This is a genomic window from Eubacterium sp. MSJ-13 (genome assembly GCF_018918235.1).
Lineage (GTDB): Bacteria > Bacillota > Clostridia > Lachnospirales > Lachnospiraceae > Butyribacter.
The window spans coordinates 1-25,523 of sequence record NZ_JAHLQE010000023.1; the positions used below are offsets into that span (position 1 = coordinate 1).

The following is a 25,523-nucleotide window of genomic DNA, read 5'->3' on the forward strand; positions in this document are numbered from 1 at the left end:
CGCCGATGTAAATGGTAGTTTTCAGATTATGAGAAAGGTATTTCCAAATGCATTTGCAGATGGAATAGAGGATGTGGTGTTACATCCAATTCGAGTAAATATTACTTGATGTGATATTGACGAATAAACAATTTTATTATTTGTTTTATATGTTTTTATATAATGCTAAATGAAATTGGTAACATGGTAATATTGATTGATACAAATATAATTCTTGATGTGTTGGAAGAAAGGAAAAACTTTGTAGAGCAATCGTCTAAGGTATTGGAATTATGCGCAAAAAAAGTAATAAAAGGTTATATAGCATTTCACTCGGTTTCTAATATATTTTTTATACTACGGAAAAAATATTCTAAGTCAGACAGACGAGAATTACTGAGTGTAATTTTAGATATCCTTGAAGTGACAGGAGCTAGTCATGAGCAAGTGAAACAAGCAATTGCTAAAGAATATTTTGATGATTTTGAGGATTGTCTGCAAGATGAATGTGCAAAAGCTGTGAAAGCAGAGTATATTATAACAAGAAATAAATCGGATTTCAGTAAAGCGGATACAAAAGCTATCACACCAGAAGAATTTATAAACATGTATTATTTGGAATAGTTGTATTTTTTTTACAGTATTTCTCTGGTTAGGGTATTGAAACCTGATTTTGTTTTTGATAACATAAGTAACGGTACATGTACTAACAAACCTATAAGTGAAAATGTATAATGTATCAGGTTAAAATAAAATGACCTTGAAATATACAAAAGCAGGTGAAGAGTGAGAAGCGTTTGAGTTGCAATATCACAGCTCTGCTTTCAGAAAGGACGACACAACATGAAAAAGACACCATTTGTAACAAAAGAACAGATCGAAAAAATAGCAGAAACATACCCTACACCTTTTCACATCTACGACGAGAAGGGCATCAGAGAAAATGCACGCAGACTCAAGAAAGCATTTTCGTGGAATAAAGGTTATCGTGAGTATTTCGCTGTAAAAGCAACTCCAAATCCATTTATCCTCAAACTTCTTCAGGAAGAAGGATGCGGAGTGGATTGTTCATCACTCACAGAACTTATGATGTCAGAGGCATGTGGCTTTAAGAATGACGATATCATGTTCTCATCAAATGTTACACCGGCAGCCGAGTATAAGAAAGCAAAAGAACTCGGTGCATATATAAACCTTGATGATATTACACATATAGATTTTCTTGATGAAGTAGCAGGAATCCCTGAGACAATCTGCTGCCGTTACAATCCGGGCGGAGTGTTTAAAATGGGAACAGACATTATGGACAACCCTGGAGATGCCAAATACGGCATGACAAAAGAGCAGATGATAGAAGCCTTCAAGAGACTTAAATCAATGGGAGCAAAATATTTTGGAATCCATTCATTCCTTGCAAGCAATACAGTAAGCAACGAATATTATCCTACACTTGCAGGTATTCTCTTTGAACTCGCTGTAGAGCTTAAAGAAAAAACAGGCGTTGAGATTAAATTTATCAACCTCTCCGGCGGTGTCGGAATCCCTTATACAGAGGACAAAGAGCCAAACGACATAGCAGTTATCGGTGAGGGCGTACACAAAAAGTTTGACGAGATCATGGTGCCGGCAGGTATGGGAGATGTAGCGATCTTTACTGAACTTGGTCGTTTCATGCTCGCACCATACGGTGGACTTGTGACAAAAGCCATTCATGAGAAACACATCTATAAAGAGTATATCGGAGTAGATGCGTGTGCAGTAAACCTTATGCGTCCTGCTATGTACGGAGCATACCATCACATAACGGTACTCGGCAAAGAAAATGAGCCATGTGACCACAAATATGATGTAACAGGTTCGCTCTGCGAAAACAACGATAAATTTGCCATCGACCGCATGCTTCCAAAGATTGACATGGGAGATTATCTCTTTATCCATGACGCAGGAGCACACGGCTTTGCAATGGGTTACAACTATAACGGCAAATTAAAATCAGCAGAACTTCTTCTCAAAGAGGATGGAAGCGTTCAGATGATAAGACGTGCAGAGACACCGAAGGATTATTTCGCAACATTTGATTTCTGCGATATACTCAAGGATGTTAAATATTAATAAAAATTGTTCAACTTGCATAAAACAAAAAAGGATACCGGTAAAAAAATTCGGTATCTTTTTTTTGTTAGTGTAGATTTTTATGTAAAGTTTTTTTGACTAAAAGCCGATAAATAGTATGAAAATGAAAATTATGTCATAACTATTAAGCAGGTGGTGATAATATGAGAATCGATGCGTTAAATCAGGTAAGCCAGTTATATCAGGCAAACAAACCTAAAAAAATTTCAAAAAGCAAAGAGAATGATTCAGCAGATAAATTTGAGATATCACAGTCAGCTAAGGATTATCAGGTAGCAAAAGCAGCTGTAAAAGAGTCTCCGGATATAAGGGAAGACAAGGTCGCTAAACTTAAAGAAGCTGTTGCAAGCGGCAGTTACAATGTATCAGCAGCCGAGATAGCTGACAAGATGGTAAGCAGATATTTTGATTCGATTTTTTAAAATAAGTCATGGGTATCAGATACCCGGACATGAAAAAAGAGGAAAAAGATTTGGCTAGTTTAATGGATGAACTCCTCGAAGTATTGAATGAGGAGAAAGAGATTTACGAAGAACTTGTCCCGATATCTGAGAGAAAGACAAAGGTACTCATAAAAGAGGACCTCAAAGAACTCAAAGAGATAACGGACAAAGAGCAGCTTCTTATTGACAGGGTAAGCATTATCGATAAGAAGAGGGAAAAAGTTACTAAAAATATCAGTGTAGTTCTGAACAAAGATCCCAGGCAACTGGATCTGGCAACACTTGGAACTATATTGTGCAAGCAGCCTGATGAAAGAAAAAAGCTGAATCTGGTTCACGATTCACTGAAAAAGATTATGAACAGGCTTGTCATTGCAAATGAGCAGAACAAAGAACTTATAGAAAATTCCCTAGGAATGATAGAGTTCAATATGAACTATATTAAGAGCACAAGGATGTCGCCGGGAAATAACAATTATGATCGTAACGCCGCTACGAGTTACACAGACCCAAGCAGAGGCGGATTTGATGCAAAACAGTGATTATATGCTATATTTTAAAGAAAGAGTGTATAGCGTATAGTCATAAGCATCGGATATGATTATGGTTATGCGGTGTACATTCTTTTTTTCTATATAGAAAAGTTTGCCTTATGAGATTATAGCATGAGAGTTAAAAAAGCTATCATATAAGAGTTCATACAAAAATATGGAGGAAAAACAATGAGCTTATTTACAAGTTTACAAAATGGGGTTTCTGGACTGAATGCTGCGTCATCAGGTCTTAATACGACCTCACATAACCTTGCCAATACAAAAACGCCGGGGTATACAAGACAGCAAAATATTCAGAAAGACATGTATTATCAGACATTCAAGGTTACGAATAATGCGACCATGAAGATAGGATATGGAACATATGTGGCAGATGTACGCCAGATAAGAGATATGTTTCTTGACAAGGAGTACAGACTTCAGGTCAGCAGACAGAGTTTCTATGAAAAGCAGGTTGAATGTGAGCAGGAAGTAGAAGACATATTCGGAGAGACAGAGGGCGTAGAGTTTAGAAATTCTATGGAGAGCATATGGGAGGCAGTACAGAATCTTTCGACAAACCCTGAAAATGTCGTAAATAGACAGCTCTTTGTAGCACAGTGCGAGTCGTTTATAGAGACAGCGAAAAATGCTTACAATGCTATCACAAAATATCAGACAGGATTAAACAGTGAAGTAGAAAAACAGGTAAAAGCAATAAACGGCATAGCAGACCAGATAGCCGAATTAAACAAGATAATATCAGAAAAAGAGGCATCGGGACTTGAAAATGCAAACGATTATCGTGACCAGCGAAATCTTCTCATGGATCAGCTTGCAGGTTATACATACTATACATACAATGAGGATGTAGATGGAAAAGTTCAGATATATATAGGTGATGCACCTCTTGTCATAGAGACACAGTCGTTCCATATGAAAACTGAAAGTGCCACGCAGACAGGCATGTACAATGTAGTATGGGAAGATAAAAGCTTCGGTGATGTCTACAATACCGATGAAGCATACTCAAAACTTAAAAAGACAGATACGGGCTCACTTCTTGGAATACTTACAGCGAGGGGAAAGAAGAATGCCATATACAGTGATATTCCACAGAAGCCGGATGCATCAGATCAGAAATATTATAATGATCAGGGTGTTTTCCAAAAAGATGCATACGATGCAGATTATGGAAAATACAAAGATAAGGTGGAACTTTACAATAATACTACTGGAAATTCAATACTTACACAGGCGGAAGCACAGTTTGACCGCCTTATAAATGGTGTTGTCACGATGTTAAATGATATCTTCTGTCCGAATGTAAAGGATAACAGCGGTAGTGACAAGTTAAAGATAAATAGCACTGTTGAAGGAACGACAAAGGATGCTGCCGGCAATGACATAACATTCAAGCTTGATCCTTCCAAAAAATATAAAGTCCTTGATGTAGTAAACAGTGCAGTAGGAGCAGATGATGATCAAACTATCGGAACAGAGCTTTTCGTCAGAACGGGAACACCGAGATATACACAGATTACACTTAAAGATCAGGTATACTCAGACAGTTATAAAGATGCCGACGGAAATCCTATAGGACTTGCAAAGGACAATGGAGATGGAACATTTACACTCTATGTCTACAATGAAGAAAATGTGTCGATAGAAAAAGATACAGACGGCAAATATACATATGTTGAACATCCTGACGATTATACGGACAAGACAACGATGTATACGATCACAAACATTCAGCTAAATCCTGCCATACTTGCTGACTATTCACTCCTGCCGGTAAAGGCAAATTCAACCGGTGGTGAATCAGGAGCATATGCACTGGATATCTATAAAGATATACTTGCTGCATGGAAATCAGATTTTGCAGTGCTTGATCCAAATACAGAGACATCATACACATACGATGAATATTACCATGAAATGATAGGAAGTTTTGGCTCAAAAGGTCAGGTATGGAAGTCTATAGCAGACGATCAGGAAAAACTTGTTGAAAGCGTTGAAAATAAGAGACAGCAGGTATCTGGAGTATCAACAGATGAAGAACTTACAAGCCTGCTCACATATCAGCATGCGTACAATGCAGCATCAAGATATATAAATGTAGTAAATCAGATGCTTGAGCATCTGCTTGAGAGACTTGGATAAAAACAAAAATAAGATTTAAGATTTTAATTGGAGGTATATATGCCATCAACATTTTATGGATTAAACATAGCCGTATCCGGAATGAACACATATAATGCAGTGCTGAACACGACTGCACACAATATATCTAATACAAAGACAGCGGGATATTCAAAGCAGGTAGTAAACCAGCAGGCAAAAAAAGCATTATCCCTCAGGACATCATTTGGAATGCTGGGATCAGGTGTTGAAGTTACGGATATCGTAAATACAAGAGATTCCTACTATGATTACAAATATAGAAAAAGTACAACGACATTCGGATACTATGATTCAGCAAAGTATTATATGAGCAGTATCGAGGACTACTTATATGTAAAAGATGACAAGAGCGGCGGACTTTCAACATCGCTTGATAATTTTTTTAAGTCACTTATAGATATGACAACAGATTCGACAGATACCACAAAAAGAGCACAGGCAGCTGGATATGCGGACGCACTTGGAGAGTATGCGAGAAAAATGTCAACAAATCTTCAGACACTTCAGAATGATCTGAACACTGAGATAAGTACAACTGTTAAACAGATAAATGCATACGCAGAGCAGATAGCATCACTTACAAAACAGATAAATTCTCTTGAGGTATACGGAGGACAGGCAAATGATCTTCGTGATCAGAGAGCGAGGGTATTAGACGAGCTGTCATCACTTGCAGATGTAGAAGTCACAGAGAAGAATCCTGAAACAGGAAACGGACTTCATCAGTATATAGTTTCACTCGGAGGAAATATACTTGTAGACACATATTCATATAAGACAATATCAGTCGAGGCATCCCAGACAAAAGACAATCAGTGTGATGTACAGGGACTTTACAATCTCAGGTGGAGCGACGGTCAGACATTTAATATAAGAAGTTCTACACTCGGAGGAAAACTTCAGGCATTATTTGAAATAAGAGATGGAAACAACGGAGAGAATTTCTCAGCAAAGCTTAAAGATGTTACAGGCAACGGTGATTGTACAGGAACAAATAAAGATGGCAGATCAACAATCACATTATCAGCCGAATTTGTGACCGGAGCAAACAATTGTGACCTTGCCAAACTCAGTATACCGGAATCAAATGCCTGCCTTACCATCGGAGGGCTTGATTATGAATATGATTCATTTGAAGTATCAGTGGGAATAGACGGAACATACACATATACATTTACATTAGCAAAAGATTTAAACACAGTAGATAAGGAAAATATAAACAGGTGTCTTAAAAATCAGGAATCAGCTACAATAGGTGATTCTGTAGACTTTAGAGGAATACCTTACTATATGTCCCAGATAAATGAATTTATACGAACATTCTCAGCCAATATAAATCAGCTTCAGAACATAGGATATGACATGAACAATGATCATGGCGTAGACTTATTTGTAGGAACTGACAACAGCACAGGTAAGCAGATGGACATGATAGAGCTTATCAGAAGCACAAATGACGGTTATTATTATCTGAACGGAAGCAAAGTATTTTCATTTTCAGGCACGATAGATGACAGTGTGACACCACCGACACTTGCAGCAGGCTCGGATAAAAATGATGCCACACTTGAGAACTATCTTAAAAACAACGATTATACCATAAAAGCCAATTCAGCAGTCACAAAAAATGAAAATGGAATATCTGGTAAGGTATATACCCTGTTAGATAAAAATGGAGATGAGGCAGAGACGATATTTATACCAGATGATGCTAACAACATATTTACATTCAGTTCATCAACAACGGAGAGCACAGACAAAAAGATATATTCATCATATTATGGCATTACGGCAGGCCGTTTTCAGGCAAACAAAAATGTAGTGAAAGATGGAAGGCTCATCGCAACAGCCAAGTATCCAAAAGAAAAAACAGGTATAGCAGAGTCCGGAAATCTTGACAGACTTGTAGCCTTGCAGAACGATCAGAATGTATTTAAACAGGGAACACCGACAGCATTTTTGCAGGTAATGACAGCATCTATCGGTGTAGACTCAAACAAGATCGTATCAGCGGCCACTAACGCAGAAAACATACAGAAATCTATTGAAAATAGAAGACTTTCAGTGATGGGTGTAGATGAGGACGAGGAAGCTCAGAACCTTGTCATCACACAGAACCTGTTAAATGCCCAGTACAGAGTTATCTCCGTAATGAACGAAGTCCTTGACAAACTTATAAATCAGACAGGTGTGTAAAATAGCAGATAATAATCGGTACAATGAAAATTGAATCTTTACAGTTATCAATTTTCGTTGTACCAAAGTAAATACAGCCATGACCGGGCGAAAGCAAGTTAAAAAAATAAGGGGGATTTCTTAAATGAGAGTAACAAATTCCATGATTTCAAACAGTGCAACGGCACACATTACAAATGCAAAAAACAGTCTTTTAAAATATTCGGATCAGTATACGACACAGAAAAAGATACAGAGACCTTCAGATGATCCGACGGTAGCCGTTCGTTCACTGAAACTGCGCACAACATACTCACAGCTTACACAGTATGCAGAAAAGAATGTAAAAGATGCAATGAGCTGGATGGATACTACAGAGACAGCTTTGTCAAATATATCAAAGAAATTTGACAATATGAAATCTTATTTTAATCAGGGAGCAAATGACTATCTTGAAGCAGACAACAGAAAAGATGTATTAGCCACACTTCAGCAGTATGTAAAATCTATATTTGAAGATGAGGCAAACACAGATTATTCAGGAAGATATGTATTTACAGGATTTCGTACAGATACATCACTTTTATTCCCGGAGGGCACAGATAAGCTTTCATATCAGATAAAGGAAAACTTTTCATATGATTCATTTGACAATGTAAAAGTTGTGACAGGCGGAGCAAATTATGATGATTCAGTAACTGATGGTCAGGATTATATTTCTGCAACAGCAACGACAAAAGAAGTATATCAGTTAAGACTTGCATATGATAACTGTTCAAAGGATGCATTTGGTCAGACAGGAACAACAGGTGCGGAGATCGTTATTTCACTTAAAGATAAAAATGGAAATGCCATAAAGACATATGCACCAAATGGTTATAATCCGACACCAGATAGAGAAGTCACAACTATGAAATCTACAGATAAGAATGCCTACGATATCGGTGATGATGATATCAGATATCTTTACGATACAGGTGAAGTGCTTGTTGGAAAAAATGTATATTCTGAAATACAAAATTCACAGGCTGATTTCAATGTTACATATGTAAAAAATGATTTTGAAAAAGGTGACATCAGACCTGAAATGTATTTTGAATGTACGGCGTATGATTCAGTAAATGCAAAAACTACGAATTACGCAGATCCGAGTGATCAGGAAATCCAATACGAGATAAACTACAGTCAGAACATAATAGTAAATACACAGGCGAAGGATGCCATAAGCACTGATATATACAGAGTGGTCGACTATATTGCGACAACAGTAAAATATGTCGATGAAGTAGAGACAAAGCTTGCTGAAGTAGAGAAAATGATCAAAAATACGACAGACGAGACAAAGCTTAAAACACTTGAAAGCCTAAAAACGGCGCTTGAAACGGAGAAGGACCTACGTGGAAAAGTAATGACTGAAGCTTTCGGCAAGGGACTTACAATGATAGATGAGGCCGGTCAGAAAGTAAGTGTTGCAACATCAGAACTCGGAGCTAAATATAACAGAGCACAGCTTACATATAATAAGCTTCTCGATGAGCAGACAGATGCAGAAGATAAACTTTCGGAAAATGAGGATGTAAGCCTGACCGATGTCTATATAAATCTTACTCAGGCGGATAATCTTTATCAGGCATCATTGTCAGCGACGGCAAAGATACTTGGAAATTCACTTCTAAATTATATTTAAAAAATCAGAACAAATGGAAAGGATGCCGGATGTGATGACAGTAAGCTCATTGCTTCCGGTATTCTAAACTCAGAATGGAGGCTTGTATGAAAATAGATACAAAATATTTCGGCGAGATAGAAGTTGATGATAATAAGATAATACACTTTGAAAATGGTATCATGGGTTTTGAGGAATATAAGGATTATACGCTCCTCTATGATATCGAGTCAGAAAAAAGACCGTTTTTTTCATGGCTTCAGTGTGTGACAGAGAAAGGACTTGCTTTTCCGGTAGTAAATCCTTTAAATGTTATCAAGGACTATGATCCTGTAGTAGAAGATGCACTCCTTGAACCGCTTGGTGAACTTAAAGATGAAGATATAGTGCTGCTCGTACTTGCAACTATACCTCAAAATGTAAGAGAAACATCAGTAAATATGAAAGCACCTGTCATAATAAATGCAGCAAATGGCAGAGCTATTCAGGTGATACTTGAAAAAGGTGATTATAAAATAAAGCATAAGATCATAGAGGATATCAGTAAGGAATCATAGAAAAAATCAAATCAAAACTCATGCTATGCGTAATAAGAACACGCAGGAATGGAGGGAAAATGTTAGCATTAGCCAGAAAGATAAACCAGTCGATCATGATAGGCAATGATATTGAGATAACATTGCTCGAGATAAAAGGTGATCAGATAAAAATAGGAATAAATGCTCCAAAATCAGTGCCTATATACAGGAAAGAAATATATGTGCAGATACAGGAGGAAAATAAGAAAGCATCAGAGGGAGATGTGGATATGCAGGCATTAGAAGCACTGTTTGGAAAATAATATTTAAAAAGTGCTAAAAATAGAGGATATTGTTAAATATAATTAAATAAATGACGATACAATAAGAGAAAAGGAAAATATTATATAGGAGAATGGATTTTCTTATATATATCAAATAAGCATCACACGGAGGTGAGAAAGATGATGGATTTAGATGCTATAAAACCTATAGGTCAGAAGAAAAATGACAACACAGATTACAACTATAATTATAATAGTTATGAGGATTATGCAGGACAGACATCATCAAATAACACTGTCAAAAAAGTAGAGCAGGATAACAATATAGAAAATAATACAGACAGTGACAATAAAGATGATGGCATCTCACAAAAAGATCAGGATGATAAAAAGGAAGTTCAGCAGAATGTTTCGCAGAGCACTATACACAGTAGTTTTGCAGAAACAAATGCAAAGATAAAGAACACTCGTCTTGAGTATTCAGTTGACGATGACACACAGAGAATTTCCATAAAAGTCATTGACAAGGATACTGATAAGTGTATTAGGGAAGTTCCGCCAGAGGAAACACTTAAAGCATTGAAAAAGATCTGGGAGATTGCCGGTATCATCGTAGATGAAAAAAGATAGTAAATATATCAAGAGATATCAGATTATCCGATTGATATAAATTAGGAGGTTTGATTATGCCAATTAGAATGACAGGACTTACTTCAGGACTTGATACAGAGTCTATTGTAAATGCTCTGATGTCAGCACAGAGGACAAAAAAGACTAAGATTGAAAATAAAAAGCAGAAGCTTGAATGGAAACAGGAAGTATGGAAATCATTGAACACAAAGCTTTACAGTTTCTATAAAGATTCACTTTCAAAGATGAGATTTCAGTCAAACTATACGACAAAGAAAGCGACATCAGCAGACAACACAAAGCTTACGGCAACAGCGACATCATCGGCAGCAGCAGGAACTTATCAGGTAAAGATAAAGTCTATGGCAGCAGCACAGTATGTTACAGGAGCAAAAGTCGGTGGTGTAAAAAATTCTGATGGTGGTCTTGATGCAGCATCAGCAAAAACAAAACTTGTAGATTTATGTGCAGCGGATGGCAGTCAGTCATTTACATCAGGTGCAAAGATAAAGATAAATGGAACAAAAGAGGTAGAACTTGAAGTTTCAGACAGCACTACTATAGATGATCTTGTATCAGCGTGTAAAAATGCAGGATTAAATGCCACATTTGACACAAAACAGCAGAGAATATTTCTTAGTTCACAGAAAAGTGGAGAGAGTAATAAATTTTCCATACAGGTTGGAGATGGAAGTGGTGGTTCAGTAACTGGATTTACAAGTCAGGCAAGACAGACATTATCAAATTTAAAAAATACGATAGGCTATTCATCACTGCAGGAAAAACATAATGATACAGACACAACTCAAGTAACGACACAAAGTGACATTGATGATATTATAAATGGGTTAAGAAGCGGTGGAAAGATAAGTGATACAGATAAAGATACATTGAAAGCTGCTTCTGATACAGTTGCATCTCAGAAAGCTTCTTCGCTTTATGATGCTATTGTGGCAAATCAGACACTGACTGATGATGAAAATAAAGCAATTGAAGAAGCAGACTATACGGGAATGTCTGATGAAGAAAAGGCTAAAGCAATAGCCGATGCAAAGCAGGCAAAAAAAGAGGAAAAAGCTACTAAACTTATCAGTGATACATATAGTGATGCTGCCATAAATGGAAAGGATGCTGCTATAGCAAAATTGGCATCGGAAGGTACAGTGTCAAGTGATGTTGATGGAAATGTTGATTCAAGCAAACTTAAAGCATTACTCGGAGATTCAGCCAGTACATCAAAGTATGGTATAGAGTCAAAGAAGCAGAGAGATAAGTCAATTGGTGATATAGTAGATACATATAATGGACTTGCGGATGCAGGACAAACTTCTGCAACTTATTCAAATGATACAGCATTGAAATCTCTTGGACTTCAGAGCTTTGATGGAAATACAGAGTATACTGAATCAGGAACTGATGCAAGTACAACGGCACCTGGTATGGTTCTTACAACGGCAAAAAGCACAGAGGTTGTATATAACGGTGCAACTCTTACAAGTGATACTACAAGTGTAGATGTTGCAGGAGTTACATTAAATCTTCTCGGTACTACTCAGAAAGCCGGTACTGATGGAACCAGTGATGATGACTATGATACGGTAAATGTCACTGTAAGTAATGATACATCAGGCGTATATGACAGCATAAAAGAATTTATCACAGAGTATAATAGTATCTTATCATCAATGAATACATATTATAATGCTGCATCAGCCAGCAGTTATGATGTACTTACAGATGATCAGAAAAGTGCCATGTCTGACGATGAAGTAGACAAATGGAACACTAAGATAAAAGATTCACTTCTCCGCAGGGACAGTACACTCAGCAGTCTTATTTCATCGGTAAAGACTAATCTTCAGGGAACAGTCACAGCATCAAATGGTAAAAGATATTCACTGGCAAATCTTGGTATCACTACCTCGGCAAAGAATTATAATGAAGGTGGTCTGCTTCATATAAAAGGTGATGAGGATGATACTGAGTTTAGTGACAGTACTAATACACTTAAACAGATGCTTGAAGATGATCCAGATACGGTCAAGGAGGTTTTGTCAGGTCTTGTTGGAAACCTGTATGACGATCTGACAAAGAAGATGGGAACATCGCGTCTTAGCAGTACTCTTACATTTTATAATGATAAGGAGATGGCATCTCAGCTTTCAGATTATAAAACAGAAATATCAAACTGGGAGACCAAACTCAGTGCAATGGAAGAGCGATACTATTCACAGTTTACTGCGATGGAGAAATCCCTTGCAAATCTTCAGTCACAACAGAGTTCACTCTCACAGTATCTGTCATAAAATATTAAAAATAAGATACTGGTGTTTAATAAAAGAATATAGTATAATAAAAACGGCGGGTGGATTGTTTTGGGACAATTTGTCCGTCGTTAAAATATAATGAAATGGAGATATTTTATGCAGCAACAAAATAAAAATGCAGCCAGAATATACAAACAAAATGCCATAAAAACAGCATCTCCGGCAAGACTTACTCTTATGCTTTACGATGCGGCAGTCAGATTTTGTGATACAGCCATCGAAACCATGGAAAATGATCCTAAAAATGTTCAGAAAATAAATGACTACATTAAAAAAGCTGAGGATGCCATTATGGAATTGAGAATGGGACTTGATATGACATATCCGGTGGCACAGGAATTTGAGAAAGTATATGATTACATATACCGCAGACTTGTTGAAGGAAATATGCAGAAAGATGTTGAGATAATAAAGGAAGCATTAAAACATACTAAAAGTATGCGTGATACATGGAAAGAAGTTATGCGGTTAAATAATGCAAAATAACAAATATGGCTATATTGGAGGAACATGATATGCAGGACCCAAAAATATATGCGACAGTGCTTCTTGATTCACTTCAGAAAAAGTTTGAAGTGTTGAAGGAGCTGCTTGAACTTACCCGCAAACAGAATCAGCTTTTATCGGTTCAGAAGATAGTTGAACTTGATACAGATTCATTTGATAGGATAGTTGACCAAAAAGCAGAAATGATAGAAAAGCTTGATGAACTTGACAAAGGCTTTGAGACAATTTATGAAAGAGCAGGTGCTTATATTGCGAAAAATAAATATGAGTTTCAAAGTCAGATTATTCAGATGCAGAATCATATAAGGACAATCACTGATATCAGCCTTCAGATACAGGGACTTGAAGCACAAAACAAAAGCAGATTTAATCTGTTTCTTAAAGAAAAACGAAATGAAATCACAAACTTTAAGACATCAAATAAAGTTGCAGTTTCATACTATCAGAATATGGCAAACCAGCACAGAGAATGGCAGTCGCATTTCTTAGATAAAAGAAAATAAAATTAAAAAATTTGAAAAAAGGCTAAAGTATCAGATATCATATCCGATATAATAATTGAGTAAGTTAATACTTAATAGTCCTTAGAAGGACATGGAGTTTTTTAGATGAGTACGGACATATAAAAAACAGAAAACTATTTATTATAACAGCGGTGGCATGGAAGCCACTGAGAGTTCAAGGAGGAAAACATTATGATAGTACAGCATAATATGACAGCGTTAAACGCAAACAGACAGTTAACAATCACAAATAACAGCTTAGCAAAGAGCACAGAGAAACTTTCTTCAGGTTATAGAATCAATCGTGCAGCAGATGATGCAGCAGGACTTTCTATTTCAGAGAAGATGCGTGGACAGATTAGAGGTCTTAAGCAGGCTTCTACAAACGCTCAGGATGGTCAGTCACTTATCCAGACAGCTGAGGGTGCTATGAGCGAGATTCATTCAGTACTTCAGAGAATGAGAGAACTTACAGTTCAGGCTGCCAATGATACAAATGTATCTACAGACCGTAAGTCTATCGCTAAAGAGGTTAGACAGCTTACATCTGAGATTAATCGTATTGCTACACAGACAGAGTTCAATACAATGAAACTTATTTCTGGTAAGTTTACAGGTAAGTATCTTCAGGTAGGTGCTAATGGAAATCAGAAGATTAAGCTTAGTATCAAGAAGATGACAGCAGGTGCTCTTAAGGTATCAGGAAAGGCTATTGCAGGCAAGATTAGTAATGCAAAAGCATTCTCAGAGATTACAGCACTTATTTCTGTTGTTAATAAAGCTATCATTTCTGTATCTACTGCAAGATCATATCTTGGTGCTGTTCAGAACAGACTTGATCACACTATTGCTAACGCTGACAACATGGCTGAGAACTTACAGTCATCAGAGAGCAAGATTCGTGATGTAAATATGGCTGATGAGATGGTTACATATTCTGCACGTAGCATCATTCAGCAGGCTGGTCAGTCTATGCTTTCTCATGCAAATCAGGCTACTCAGGGCGTTCTTTCATTACTTGGTTAATTATTACATACAAGTTTTTGAATGTTACTCAGGAGGGGTTGACCTTTGGGTCAATCCCTTTTTAAAATATATAAAAGACTACAAAGATTAAAGCTTTGTTGCTTTTTATATATTTTAAAATTTGAGGAGATATTAAGATGAGTGAACAGAAAGAATTAGTGCTGAAAGTTTTGAGTGATGTGTCAGATACAGTTGACCTGTTTTATCAACAGAAAGATAATGAGGCTTTTCAGAGGTTTAGTGGAGTGTTATTAGAAATGACTGAAGCTATAGATACACTGGCTACATACAAGAGTGAACACGAAGGTTTTGAATTTGATGAACAAAAGGTATGCAGTATTTTGAAAGATGCCATGGAAGCACTTCAAAATGCGGATAGTGTGTTACTAGCAGATGTGCTTCAGTATGATTTTGTTGAATATATGGAACAGATTGCTGATAATATGTAATAAATAGACATTAGAGGGGCATTAAAGATGAACTTTTGGGATAAGAATGTTGAGTGTTTGAAAGAAAACAGAGTGGATATTTATGAAAAAGTAAAAGAAATCTATGATGAAAAAAAATATGATTTTGAAAAATTTACGCTTGTTGACACCAGAGAAGGTTTAAAGACGATCGAGATAGATTCGGATGGGAAAAAGATCAGATTAAACAGTCTTTACAGTCCGACGAAAGAAGCTGAAAGATGGACTAAACAGTTTGATTTTAACAATATAGGAGTATCATTAGTTATGTTTGGCATTGCTAATGGAGTTTTTGCTGATGCAGCAATCAGAAAACTTAAAAGTGATACTGTTATTTTTCTTGTAGAACCGGATGTATCATTGTTTATATACTGCCTTCAAAACTTTGATCTGTGTGATATTATAGCTGATGAAAGAGTATTGTTATATATTGATATGATAAACTATACAGATTTTTATTTCAGCATGTTGAGTCGTGTTCACTGGAGTATGATTCCAACTCAGTTGGTAGCATGTTATCCGGGGCTGGATAAGATTTATCCGGAAAAAGCGAAAGAATTCGCAGATACTATTGAAAAGTTATATATTGTAGAAGGTTCAGAAAATTATACAGCAGCATATCTTTCAAAAATCTGTACATTAAATACGATCAATAACTTTCACTTTATAAAAAACAGCAATTACATAATGGAGCTTGTGCATATGCTTCCTAAAGATGTTCCTGTTATTATTGTTGCAGCAGGACCATCACTTGATAAGAACATTGACGAATTGAAAAGAGCAAAGGGAAAGGCTTTTATACTTGCGACTGATACAGCAGTTAAATATCTTATAGCACATGATGTATGGTATGATGCAATCATAACATTGGATGCGAGAAAAGATATCGGGCATTTAAGTGATGAGAGAAGCTTTGAACATCCTATGTTTGCCATTCTCGATGCAAGAAATGAGATACTTGAAATGAATCAGGGAAAGAAGATATGGTTTAGTGGTTCAGGTTTTTTATCAAAGCTTTATCAAGGATATGGGCTGATATTTCCGGAGTACGGTTCAGGTGGCTCTGTTGCTACAGCAGCATTTAATGTTGCTAAGCAGATGGGGGCAGAAAGAATCGTTCTTATCGGTCAGGATCTTGCATTTGCAGGTGACAGTACACATGCTGGCGGCACTAAAAACCATGCAGATGATGAATGTAATGGTATAATATATGTCGAGGATATATATGGAAATCAGATAAAGTCAAGAGGAGATTGGAAAATATATATTGATTGGTTTAGTGCTGCGATAGAAGAGGTAAAAGGAAGTATAGAAGTTATAGATGCTACAGAAGGTGGAGCAAAGCTTAAAGGTTCAAAGATTATGGAATTATCGGAAGTGATAGACAAGTACTGTGGTACTGATTTTGACTTTGGGAAAGAACTTGCGGTTATACCACCGACGTTTGATGATGAAAAGTACAAATTACTTAGAGAAGATTTATTTCATCTGCAAAAAGAACTAAAAAATATAGAAATATATGCAAGAGATGGTATTCAGGCTGCGAAAGATATGATAGAGATTGTGAGATCAAAGAAACCTAGTCCTAAAAAAGAAAATAAGTGTCTGAAAACAGTAAAAAAGGCAAATAATTTTATAGCAAAACAGATGGTATATAGTATACTTGACGATTATATAGCTGGTGAACTTAATGAAAAACTTAAAGATATCAACTGTCTGACCGAAGATGAAGATGAAAATATTATAAAAACATATGAGATGGCAGAATATAGTTTTGAGGCTATAATAAATGGTGTAAAGGCACTGACGCCTATATTAGATGAATCATTAAAAAAGATATGATAGTATTTTCACAAGGCTGTTTGTTTCGGAGTAAAACAAATAGCCTTTATGATATTATTTAGCAGAGAGCTGCTCAGGAATTAGGATTATTATGCAGAATTTGATAAAATATGTTAATGATATGATATATGATGCTACAAAAATATCGTATTATGCAAAAGAGGGAATATATCAGGAGGCGTATGACTTTTCTAATATATTTATAAAAAAGGTTGAGAAATATTTTGAGATAGCAGAGTCAATACAGTTTAGCGACAGTATAGAATTACTGCATCCGCTTTACGATAGGTTAAAAGATTGTATTGTTTCTCTTTGTAATGATGAAGAACAAAAAGAATTAAATGATTTGCAAAAAATATGTGGCAGAGAATTTGTAAAAAAATTATCTGAAATAGAAATATGTCTTTTAGAAAATAATGAATGGCAGTTATATGACTATTTTGAAAAAAATATGCAGATACTTGCAGAAATTAGCAATCCTGACAGCAGATATCTTTATAGTCAATTAAAAGCTGCAGAGGAGCATACAGCTGAAAAATATGAGTTATCATATACTGCTACAGGGAATTTGTCTTTAGCAGTCTGTTCTGAAAGTGACACAAAAATAAATATCTGTTCTTCCGGCAATCCATGGCAGGAAGCATTGATGTATTGCAGAGCATTTAAAAATCAGTCTGCTAAAGATAATGATATTATCATAATAGGCTTTGGTATGGGATATCATATACAGTGTATGGCAGATATGTATCCTCAAAGCAGCATAACAGTGCTTGAGGGTGATATCGGGCAGTTAAGGATTGCATTTAATTATAGAGATTTAAGTGGTCCTTTGTCTAATAATAACATCCATATTGTATATTGTAAGACAGTAGGGGACTATGCAGAGCAGTTAAAAAAGGTAGAGATTTCAGAACAAGATCCAACAGAGAAAAATACTATCTTAAAAGTATGGAAGCCATCTGTAAGATCAATCTTAGATAAAAAATTGCGTGATGTTATAGAAAATTATCAGCTTATATCTGACTCGATTGAGAAACAGGGAAAACTGCTTGATGAAAATTTTTCAAAAAATATATCTTTGCATGACGAAACGGTTGATAAAATAAAGGGTGATATATACGAAAAAAATGTTATTATAATAGCAGGAGGACCTTCACTTGACGATAATATTGAGCTGTTAAGAAAAATATGCAATGATATGCTGTATAAAAGTATAAGGAAAAGTGTAAGAATTATCTGTGTAGGAAAAGTAAGCAAGAAAATTATCGCAGAAGGGATAATGCCGGATTATATTATTATAACGGATGCAAAACCGAGTACACAGTGGCAGCTGCGTGATATAAAAGCAGATGACGTTCCTTTAATATATATATCTACAGCGGCGGCAAATGTTGTGGCAGATTATAAGTCTAAAAGATATATTGCATATCAGAGTGGTGTAAAGCAGGCAGAAGAAATGGCAAAAAGATCAGGTACGATCTTATATGAATCAGGAGGTTCGGTCACTACACTTGCAATAGATATAGCTATCAGACTCGGTGCAAAGAGGATTGTTTGTATAGGTACAGACATGGGGTATCGTGGAGAAAACACCCACTCGTCAGGAGTTGGGGGACAGATATCAAACAAGAACATATTGAGGGAAGTTGAAGCAGTAAGAGGTGGCAGGATATTTACCAGTAAAACACTTGACATTTATCGCAGATGGATTGAAAAAAGAATTGAAAAAGAGGTGGGTGTTGATTTTGTAAATTCTTCAATGGGGGCAAAAATAAGAGGTATGCGTGATATATATTTTTCAGAAGTGATAAAACAGATTGAAAGAGAGAATACAGATGGAAAAGAAATATGAAGTTTTAGCTGTTATACCTGCAAGAAGCGGTTCAAAGAGTGTTGTAGATAAAAATATAAGGCTTATAAATGGAAAGCCGATGTTAGCGTATTCAATCGAACATGCACTTACAGCAAAAAGTATAGATAGAGTTATAGTAAGTACAGACAGTGAAAAGTATGCTGACATAGCAAGAAGATACGGTGCAGAAGTACCATTTATAAGACCGGCAGAATATGCTACAGATACGGCATTGGATCTGGATGTATTCAGGCATGCATTGTCATATTTAAGGGATAATGAGAATTATATACCTGATCTTGTAGTACAATTAAGACCAACATATCCTATAAGAAAGATTCAGGATATAGAAAATATGATAGATTATCTAAAAAAACATCCGGAGGCAGACTCAATAAGATGTGTGGCACCAGCAAATGAGATTCCATATAAAATGTGGTTTATGAATGAAGATAATATGTTGGAGCCGGTTATGAAAGATATACCTGAATGTTATAACATGCCAAGACAGCAGCTTCCAAAAGTATATTATCAGAATGCATGCATAGATGTATTTAGGACAGATGTCGTTACTGAGAAAAATTCGATGACGGGTGATGTGATAGCCGGTTATGTTATGGATGAAAATTTTGATATAGATACTGAGGAAGAATTTTTAAAAGCGAGTGAAAGACTTTTAAGAGACAGCTGAAGAAGGGGATGGTATTTGTATGATACGCTTTTTGATATTTGAAGGATTTTCACAGTATGGTGCTTTACATGTTATGATGGATACATTAGAAAATTATCTTAAAAATAATTCTGATATGGAAGTATGTAGGATTAATGCTGAGATAAACGGGGAAATACCGGAATTTTGGAAAGAAAAGTTTGATTATGTTTTTGTTGTACAGGCAGTATGGTTTGAACGAATTTACAAAAATAAGAAAATTTTTGAGATAATGAATACAAAGGTTTTAGGATGGATAGTTGATCCTCCATATATGCATACAGATAGGGTTGAAAGTGTAGGAAAAAATATGATGATTGCATGTGTTGATGGTGGTGACACAGAAATTGTAAGAAAAATATATAATAAGCCGGCACAAACACTACATTTATTTGGGATAGAATATGACCATTCAAAACCGATATGTGATAGAAAAATTTGTGTATTAGTTCCAGGTTCTTATCGTTGTGTAGTTGAAGAATGTGAGAAAGAAATCTGTAAGTTATCAAAAAGCTTAAAGATACTTATAAAATCAGTTATTGACAAGATGATAGAAAATTGCAATCAAACAATTGCTGATGCGATGAGAAGTGTGTATAGAGATTTAGGATTAGACATTACAAATGAACAAATTCATGATTTTATGGACGATTTTGGATGGGTTATTGATAAGTATTATAGAAATTTTTTAAGAGAAAAATGTGTACTTAGTATGATAAAAAATGGTATAAAAGTATCGGTATGTGGAATGGGATGGCAAAAATTTAAGGAAAAAAATAAAGTATATGATAATTTAGAAATACTTGGAGATGATGTTTCTTATTATGATGTATTAAAATTAATGGCAGATTCAAAAATAGTATTAAATATTAGCCCGTTTTTTACAGAAGGTATACATGACAGAGTTTCTAATGCGATGCTTAATGGTGCCATATGCTGTACAGACAGGACTGAATATCTTAATGAAAATTTTAGGGATAGAGAGGAAATTTTATATTATAGTTGGAATCGTTTGGATGAATCTATCAAAAGAATTAAAAGAATTTTGGAAGATGATTGCAAACTTCAGAATATTGCCGATAATGCATATAAAAAGGCAAAACAGAATTTGACAGTAGTTAATTTTACTGAAAGAATAAAAGATATATACCAAAATAATTTTGAGTAAAGTGAGTTAAAAATGGATATTAAGATTTTATATTATGGCTGGGGTGCAGTAGATTATGATTTAGAGGATATGTTTAAGAGGCTTGAGATAAAATATACTCGAATAGAAGGAAGTGTTGCAGAAGGGCTTAATTCTAGAGAAAAATATAATGAAATTGAGAATGAGATAATAAATGATAATTATGACTGTATATTTACATATGATTTTTTTCCGCCAATTTCAGAAATTGCGGAAAAAAATCATATCAAATATATATCGTGGATATATGATTGCCCACACAGTACATTATATTCGGAAAAAGCGTCTAATGAGTGTAACTATTTTTTTATATTTGATAAAACCATGGAGGATGCTTTAAAGGCAATGGGGGCAAAGAATGTATATAAGATGCCTTTAGGTGTCAACACAAATAAGTTAAATGTTATGCTTGGTAATGATATTACAAATGTGCCATATAAATATGACATTTCATTTTTAGGGAGTTTGTACGAAAATAGTCCGTATGATCAGATTACATATTTACCTGAAAGAGTAAAAGGATTTTTAGATGGAGTTATGCAGTCAGCAATGAAACTTCCGGGGATAAATATAGTTGATGATATTTTAGATGAAAAAATTACAAATGAACTTGAAAAATATATAAAGTGGATTGATGATCCAGAATATAAAATACCGTTTAAGGCAAGAATGTCAGATATAATATCAAGAAAAATAACTTCTATGGAAAGAATAGAGTATTTAAATGCGATATCAGATGTGTATAAGGTAGATTTGTTTAGTGGTTCTGATAAAGCATTGTGCAGTAGATGTGTAAGTCATGGATATGTGGACTACAATTGTGATATGCCAATAGTTTTTAGATATAGTAAGATAAATTTAAATATATCACTTCGTTCAATAAAGACAGGAATTCCATTGAGATGTCTGGATATTATGGGAGCAGGAGGATTTCTGATAAGTAATTATCAAGAAGATTTATGTAGATATTTTGAGCCTGGAAAAGATTTTGTTATTTATGAGAATTTAGATGACCTTTTGGTAAAAATACAGTATTATTTAGAAAATTCTGAAGAAAGAACAAAAATAGCATTAAATGGTTGGAGAAAAATACAGCGTTTTTTCAATATTGATATGAAATTCTGCGAGATGTTACAGTTTGTGCAACTATAATATTTTAACTGATAAACCGATATATAAAATAGATATTATATAATGAGAAAATAAACGGAGGATGGAAATGAGCAGATTATTTAATGATTTATTTATTTTTGAAATGGCAAACAGCCATCAGGGAGATGTAGAACATGGAAAAGACATTATCCATGAGATGGGAAAGATAGCCAGAAAGTATAATATAAATGCAGCTGTTAAATTACAGTATAGAAATCTTGACAATTTTATACATCCTGATTACAGAGACAGGACAGATGTGCCGCATGTACAGAGATTTATGAGTACAAGACTTACATATGAACAGTTTACCGAACTTGTTGACACTATCAAAGAAGAGGGAATGATAGCCATGAGTACACCTTTTGACGAGGATGGTGTTGACTGGTGTATGGAGCAGGGAATCGACATTATAAAGATTGCAAGCTGTAGTGCCCTTGACTGGCCATTACTTGAAAAGGCAGCAGCGACAGGAAAACCACTGATAATATCTACAGGGGGAAAGACATTATCAGATATAGATAAACTTTATAATTTCTTTTCGCATAAAAAATCTGACTTTGCATTTTTACATTGCATAGCAGAATATCCGGCACCGGCAGATCATCTGCAGCTTGACTTTATTGACCGTATGAACAAGCGTTACAGAGATATTACTATAGGATATTCAGGACACGAAGATCCTGATGACAATACTGTAGCAATGCTTGCTGTGGCAAAAGGAGCAAAGATACTTGAAAGACATGTTGCGCTTCCGACAAAAGAGTATTCTATAAATGCATATTCAATGACACCTGCACAGGCAGATAAATGGGTTGAAGCTGCACTTAAGGCAAAAACAATCTGCACTACAAAGAAAGAAAATGATAAATATGTTAGTCAGGCAGAAATTGACTCACTTAATTCGCTTATGCGTGGAGTATATCTTAAACATGATGTAAAAGCTGGAGACACTATAGGAATAGATGATGTATTTTTTGCTATGCCATGTCAGGAAAAGCAGATGAACAGCGGTGAGTTTAATGAAGGTATTGAAGTTTCAAGAGATTATGCAGCAAATGAAGCACTTTTTGAGACAAGGCATATAACACCAACAAAACTTGCTAGAAGTGTTATACATGATGCAAAAGGTATGCTCTATGAAGCAGGAATTGTTTTGGGAGATGACATAGAGATTGAACTTTCGCATCATTATGGAATGAAGAACTTCAGACAGACAGGAGCTATTATAGTGAGTGTCATAAACAGAGAGTATTGTAAAAAACTGCTTATAGTGCTTCCGGGACAGAAACATCCTATGCATATGCATAAGATAAAAGAAGAAACATTCCAGCTTTTATATGGTGATCTTGAAATTGTACTTGATGGTGAAGAAAAAGAGCTTAAGGCGGGGGATGTCCAGACAGTACTTCGAGGACAAAAGCATGCATTTACATCAAGAGATGGTGCTATATTCGAGGAGATATCAACAACTCATATAAGAAATGATTCATATTATGATGATCCGAAGATAAGTAAGCTTGATCCGATGGAGAGAAAGACTATACTTCGTAAATGGTGATTTTGGATAAAAGGTGTATTATTTAGGAGAGAAAAATGGAAGATAGCAGAAAAGTCTGTTTTGTAATTTGTTATAATGATGAAAATTATCTCTCAGAATGTCTTTTGTATATAAGAAATTTAAATATTCCTGATGGATATACTATAGAGGTTATTCAGATAAAAGATGCAGAGTCTATGGCTGCCGGATATCAGGCAGCTATGGAAGATACAGATGCTAAATATATGGTATATCTTCATCAGGATGTTTTTATATTGGAAAAAGATTTTATAGAGAAAACAATACAGATATTTAAAAGTGATGATAATATAGGAATGATAGGTATGGTTGGAACTAAAAAATTGCCGGATTCGGCGGTTATGTGGGAAACTAAAATGAGAGTGGGACTATTAAGAGCATGTACACTTGGAAGTGCAGATGATAATTTTGACCTACCTATGGAAAATCCATATACAGAAGTTGAAGCCGTTGATGGACTGCTTATTATGACAAACAGGCATGATGTAAGTTGGAGAATGGATATATTTGATGGTTGGGATTTTTATGATGTATCTCAGTCGGAGGAATATAGGAAAAAAGGATACAAAGTTGTTGTTCCATATCAGGAAAAACCATGGACTCTACATGATTGTGATTTTTTAAATATGGCAAATTATGATAAATATAGAAAAAAATTTTTGAGAGAATATAGAAAATAAAAATATAAAAGTTACATAGGGGAGAAAAATTGAAAAAACTAAATCAACAAACAAAGGAATGTTTGAAATCATTATGTCAAATGGATATAGAAAAAAATAATGTAAAATTGATCTTAGATTCTTTAGAAAAGCTGGATGCAGAAAAATATTTAGAATTATGCAATAATATAAAGCCTGAAAAAATTTTGAAAGATGAAAACAAAGTAAAACTTTACATTGATTTGTGTAAAAATTTATTTACTGAAAATAAAAAAGGTAATATTTCAATGAATGCAAGTATAATGTTATATCTAAAGTCAATGCTTATGCAACTTGAAAAAAGTGCCGAGAATACAAATGAATTTTTGGGATGCTTTATTTATTATTTTATTGAAAATGAGGAATTTTGTTATTTTGTATGGAATCAGATAAAACGTGCAGTTTTTTTAAATAAAATAAAGACAAATGATGATACTGCCCAGATAACTTCATATATTTATCAGAGATGTCTGGAAAAATGTTTGGACAAAATTAATAGTCAAATGGAAATTAAACCTGTACAAAGAAGAAGAAATGTTGTGCTTGTTATGTCAATTCAGTATCTTTCGGAAAGTCATGCTCCAACAAAAACTATTATAGAAAGATGCAAAGCTTTGAGAGCACTAGGAAAAGAAGTATATTTTGTTAATACAACAGAGCAATATGAAACATATAGTTTTTTACCATATTTTGGAATTGGAAAGGGAAAAGTAATAGACGAGTATGATAAATTTTCAGAAATAAATATGAAAGGTGAAAAATTTAATTTTTATCAAATAAATAAAGATCAATCTATAATATATAAATTTAAAGAGATCTTGTATATAATTAATACAGTCAGGCCTGAATATATTTTATCAATAGGAACGGGAAGCATTTTGGCAGACTTATCAGCGTATATTGTTCCATGTGCTGAAATGTCACTTGTATTTTCTGGTATACCTCATACGGTCAATTGTATTCCTATAATTGGAAGAAGATTGACAGATGAAGAAAAAAAATCAAGCCATAGAGATGTGATAGAAAGCAGATTTACATTTGAATTAAAGGAACAAAAAAGTACTTTTACAAGAAAACAGTTAAAAATACCGGAAGATAAATTTGTAGTAGTGATTGTTGGAATAAGA

At 34.9% G+C, this 25,523-nt stretch carries 23 protein-coding genes; all 23 read left to right on the forward strand.

Annotation, left to right across the window (positions count from 1 at the left end; all coding sequences use genetic code 11):
- Nucleotides 1–183 precede the first annotated feature (183 nt).
- Nucleotides 184–603 carry a PIN domain-containing protein gene (locus KQI69_RS00900; RefSeq protein WP_216563401.1) on the forward strand — a complete coding sequence of 140 codons (420 nt, stop codon included), beginning with the start codon at nucleotides 184–186 and terminating at the stop codon, nucleotides 601–603.
- A gap of 219 nt (nucleotides 604–822) precedes the next feature.
- On the forward strand, nucleotides 823–2,091 hold the full coding sequence (locus tag KQI69_RS00905) for a diaminopimelate decarboxylase (protein WP_216563402.1): 1,269 nt from the start codon (nucleotides 823–825) through the stop codon (nucleotides 2,089–2,091).
- A gap of 164 nt (nucleotides 2,092–2,255) precedes the next feature.
- On the forward strand, nucleotides 2,256–2,534 hold the full coding sequence (gene flgM, locus KQI69_RS00910; protein WP_216563403.1) for a flagellar biosynthesis anti-sigma factor FlgM: 279 nt from the start codon (nucleotides 2,256–2,258) through the stop codon (nucleotides 2,532–2,534).
- Nucleotides 2,535–2,584: 50 nt separating this feature from the next.
- Nucleotides 2,585–3,097 carry a flagellar protein FlgN gene (locus KQI69_RS00915; protein ID WP_216563404.1) on the forward strand — a complete coding sequence of 171 codons (513 nt, stop codon included), beginning with the start codon at nucleotides 2,585–2,587 and terminating at the stop codon, nucleotides 3,095–3,097.
- 180 nt (nucleotides 3,098–3,277) lie between these two features.
- On the forward strand, nucleotides 3,278–5,254 hold the full coding sequence (gene flgK / locus KQI69_RS00920; RefSeq protein ID WP_216563405.1) for a flagellar hook-associated protein FlgK: 1,977 nt from the start codon (nucleotides 3,278–3,280) through the stop codon (nucleotides 5,252–5,254).
- Between the two features lie 39 nt (nucleotides 5,255–5,293).
- On the forward strand, nucleotides 5,294–7,471 hold the full coding sequence (flgK, locus tag KQI69_RS00925) for a flagellar hook-associated protein FlgK (protein ID WP_216563406.1): 2,178 nt from the start codon (nucleotides 5,294–5,296) through the stop codon (nucleotides 7,469–7,471).
- 124 nt (nucleotides 7,472–7,595) lie between these two features.
- A complete protein-coding gene (locus KQI69_RS00930; RefSeq protein ID WP_216563407.1) occupies nucleotides 7,596–9,137 on the forward strand; it encodes a flagellin in 1,542 nt (513 codons plus the stop codon).
- 86 nt (nucleotides 9,138–9,223) lie between these two features.
- Nucleotides 9,224–9,673 (forward strand): flagellar assembly protein FliW, encoded by a 450-nt coding sequence (gene fliW, locus KQI69_RS00935; protein WP_216563408.1) that lies wholly within the window; start codon nucleotides 9,224–9,226, stop codon nucleotides 9,671–9,673.
- A gap of 59 nt (nucleotides 9,674–9,732) precedes the next feature.
- Complete coding sequence (csrA, locus tag KQI69_RS00940; RefSeq protein ID WP_216563409.1) at nucleotides 9,733–9,957, forward strand: carbon storage regulator CsrA; 225 nt, start codon at nucleotides 9,733–9,735, stop codon at nucleotides 9,955–9,957.
- 141 nt (nucleotides 9,958–10,098) lie between these two features.
- Nucleotides 10,099–10,548, forward strand: a complete 450-nt coding sequence (locus KQI69_RS00945; RefSeq protein ID WP_216563410.1) for a flagellar protein FlaG — start codon at nucleotides 10,099–10,101, stop codon at nucleotides 10,546–10,548.
- A gap of 56 nt (nucleotides 10,549–10,604) precedes the next feature.
- Nucleotides 10,605–12,854 (forward strand): flagellar filament capping protein FliD, encoded by a 2,250-nt coding sequence (fliD, locus tag KQI69_RS00950; protein ID WP_216563411.1) that lies wholly within the window; start codon nucleotides 10,605–10,607, stop codon nucleotides 12,852–12,854.
- A gap of 117 nt (nucleotides 12,855–12,971) precedes the next feature.
- Nucleotides 12,972–13,361 carry a flagellar export chaperone FliS gene (gene fliS / locus KQI69_RS00955; RefSeq protein WP_216563412.1) on the forward strand — a complete coding sequence of 130 codons (390 nt, stop codon included), beginning with the start codon at nucleotides 12,972–12,974 and terminating at the stop codon, nucleotides 13,359–13,361.
- Nucleotides 13,362–13,390: 29 nt separating this feature from the next.
- Entirely contained in the window at nucleotides 13,391–13,885 is a 495-nt protein-coding gene (flgN, locus tag KQI69_RS00960) for a flagellar export chaperone FlgN (RefSeq protein ID WP_216563413.1), read from the forward strand.
- Between the two features lie 192 nt (nucleotides 13,886–14,077).
- Complete coding sequence (locus tag KQI69_RS00965; RefSeq protein ID WP_216563414.1) at nucleotides 14,078–14,911, forward strand: flagellin; 834 nt, start codon at nucleotides 14,078–14,080, stop codon at nucleotides 14,909–14,911.
- A gap of 137 nt (nucleotides 14,912–15,048) precedes the next feature.
- Nucleotides 15,049–15,360, forward strand: a complete 312-nt coding sequence (locus tag KQI69_RS00970) for a hypothetical protein (protein WP_216563415.1) — start codon at nucleotides 15,049–15,051, stop codon at nucleotides 15,358–15,360.
- A gap of 27 nt (nucleotides 15,361–15,387) precedes the next feature.
- Nucleotides 15,388–17,220, forward strand: a complete 1,833-nt coding sequence (locus KQI69_RS00975; protein ID WP_216563416.1) for a motility associated factor glycosyltransferase family protein — start codon at nucleotides 15,388–15,390, stop codon at nucleotides 17,218–17,220.
- Nucleotides 17,221–17,311: 91 nt separating this feature from the next.
- Nucleotides 17,312–19,072, forward strand: a complete 1,761-nt coding sequence (locus tag KQI69_RS00980; protein WP_216563417.1) for a motility associated factor glycosyltransferase family protein — start codon at nucleotides 17,312–17,314, stop codon at nucleotides 19,070–19,072.
- Entirely contained in the window at nucleotides 19,056–19,763 is a 708-nt protein-coding gene (locus KQI69_RS00985; RefSeq protein WP_216563418.1) for a cytidylyltransferase domain-containing protein, read from the forward strand. Before KQI69_RS00980 ends, KQI69_RS00985 begins: the two co-directional genes overlap by 17 nt.
- A gap of 19 nt (nucleotides 19,764–19,782) precedes the next feature.
- Nucleotides 19,783–20,949 carry a glycosyltransferase gene (locus KQI69_RS00990; protein WP_216563419.1) on the forward strand — a complete coding sequence of 389 codons (1,167 nt, stop codon included), beginning with the start codon at nucleotides 19,783–19,785 and terminating at the stop codon, nucleotides 20,947–20,949.
- A gap of 12 nt (nucleotides 20,950–20,961) precedes the next feature.
- Nucleotides 20,962–22,119, forward strand: coding sequence for a DUF3880 domain-containing protein (locus tag KQI69_RS00995; RefSeq protein ID WP_216563420.1), 1,158 nt, complete (start codon nucleotides 20,962–20,964; stop codon nucleotides 22,117–22,119).
- 67 nt (nucleotides 22,120–22,186) lie between these two features.
- The gene (locus tag KQI69_RS01000; protein WP_216563421.1) at nucleotides 22,187–23,680 is read left to right on the forward strand and encodes an N-acetylneuraminate synthase family protein; all 1,494 of its coding nucleotides are present in this window, start codon (nucleotides 22,187–22,189) and stop codon (nucleotides 23,678–23,680) included.
- A 35-nt stretch (nucleotides 23,681–23,715) separates the two neighbouring features.
- Nucleotides 23,716–24,378: a glycosyltransferase family protein gene (locus KQI69_RS01005; RefSeq protein WP_216563422.1), complete on the forward strand. Its 663-nt coding sequence runs from the start codon at nucleotides 23,716–23,718 to the stop codon at nucleotides 24,376–24,378.
- A 29-nt stretch (nucleotides 24,379–24,407) separates the two neighbouring features.
- A partial coding sequence (locus tag KQI69_RS01010; protein WP_216563423.1) for a hypothetical protein occupies nucleotides 24,408–25,523 on the forward strand: 1,116 nt, incomplete at its 3' end.

What these genes read in the sequence shown, in the direction of transcription:
- KQI69_RS01005 (WP_216563422.1), top strand. Translation starts at nt 23,716, where the DNA reads ATGGAAGATAGCAGAAAAGTCTGTTTTGTAATTTGTTATAATGATGAA.
- flgK (WP_216563406.1), top strand. Translation starts at nt 5,294, where the DNA reads ATGCCATCAACATTTTATGGATTAAACATAGCCGTATCCGGAATGAAC.
- csrA (WP_216563409.1), top strand. Translation starts at nt 9,733, where the DNA reads ATGTTAGCATTAGCCAGAAAGATAAACCAGTCGATCATGATAGGCAAT.
- fliW (WP_216563408.1), top strand. Translation starts at nt 9,224, where the DNA reads ATGAAAATAGATACAAAATATTTCGGCGAGATAGAAGTTGATGATAAT.
- KQI69_RS01000 (WP_216563421.1), top strand. Translation starts at nt 22,187, where the DNA reads ATGAGCAGATTATTTAATGATTTATTTATTTTTGAAATGGCAAACAGC.
- flgN (WP_216563413.1), top strand. Translation starts at nt 13,391, where the DNA reads ATGCAGGACCCAAAAATATATGCGACAGTGCTTCTTGATTCACTTCAG.
- KQI69_RS00985 (WP_216563418.1), top strand. Translation starts at nt 19,056, where the DNA reads ATGGAAAAGAAATATGAAGTTTTAGCTGTTATACCTGCAAGAAGCGGT.
- fliD (WP_216563411.1), top strand. Translation starts at nt 10,605, where the DNA reads ATGCCAATTAGAATGACAGGACTTACTTCAGGACTTGATACAGAGTCT.
- KQI69_RS00995 (WP_216563420.1), top strand. Translation starts at nt 20,962, where the DNA reads ATGGATATTAAGATTTTATATTATGGCTGGGGTGCAGTAGATTATGAT.
- KQI69_RS00930 (WP_216563407.1), top strand. Translation starts at nt 7,596, where the DNA reads ATGAGAGTAACAAATTCCATGATTTCAAACAGTGCAACGGCACACATT.
- KQI69_RS00905 (WP_216563402.1), top strand. Translation starts at nt 823, where the DNA reads ATGAAAAAGACACCATTTGTAACAAAAGAACAGATCGAAAAAATAGCA.
- KQI69_RS00975 (WP_216563416.1), top strand. Translation starts at nt 15,388, where the DNA reads ATGAACTTTTGGGATAAGAATGTTGAGTGTTTGAAAGAAAACAGAGTG.
- KQI69_RS00900 (WP_216563401.1), top strand. Translation starts at nt 184, where the DNA reads ATGGTAATATTGATTGATACAAATATAATTCTTGATGTGTTGGAAGAA.
- KQI69_RS00990 (WP_216563419.1), top strand. Translation starts at nt 19,783, where the DNA reads ATGATACGCTTTTTGATATTTGAAGGATTTTCACAGTATGGTGCTTTA.
- KQI69_RS00970 (WP_216563415.1), top strand. Translation starts at nt 15,049, where the DNA reads ATGAGTGAACAGAAAGAATTAGTGCTGAAAGTTTTGAGTGATGTGTCA.
- KQI69_RS00945 (WP_216563410.1), top strand. Translation starts at nt 10,099, where the DNA reads ATGATGGATTTAGATGCTATAAAACCTATAGGTCAGAAGAAAAATGAC.
- KQI69_RS00965 (WP_216563414.1), top strand. Translation starts at nt 14,078, where the DNA reads ATGATAGTACAGCATAATATGACAGCGTTAAACGCAAACAGACAGTTA.
- fliS (WP_216563412.1), top strand. Translation starts at nt 12,972, where the DNA reads ATGCAGCAACAAAATAAAAATGCAGCCAGAATATACAAACAAAATGCC.
- KQI69_RS00980 (WP_216563417.1), top strand. Translation starts at nt 17,312, where the DNA reads ATGCAGAATTTGATAAAATATGTTAATGATATGATATATGATGCTACA.
- flgK (WP_216563405.1), top strand. Translation starts at nt 3,278, where the DNA reads ATGAGCTTATTTACAAGTTTACAAAATGGGGTTTCTGGACTGAATGCT.
- flgM (WP_216563403.1), top strand. Translation starts at nt 2,256, where the DNA reads ATGAGAATCGATGCGTTAAATCAGGTAAGCCAGTTATATCAGGCAAAC.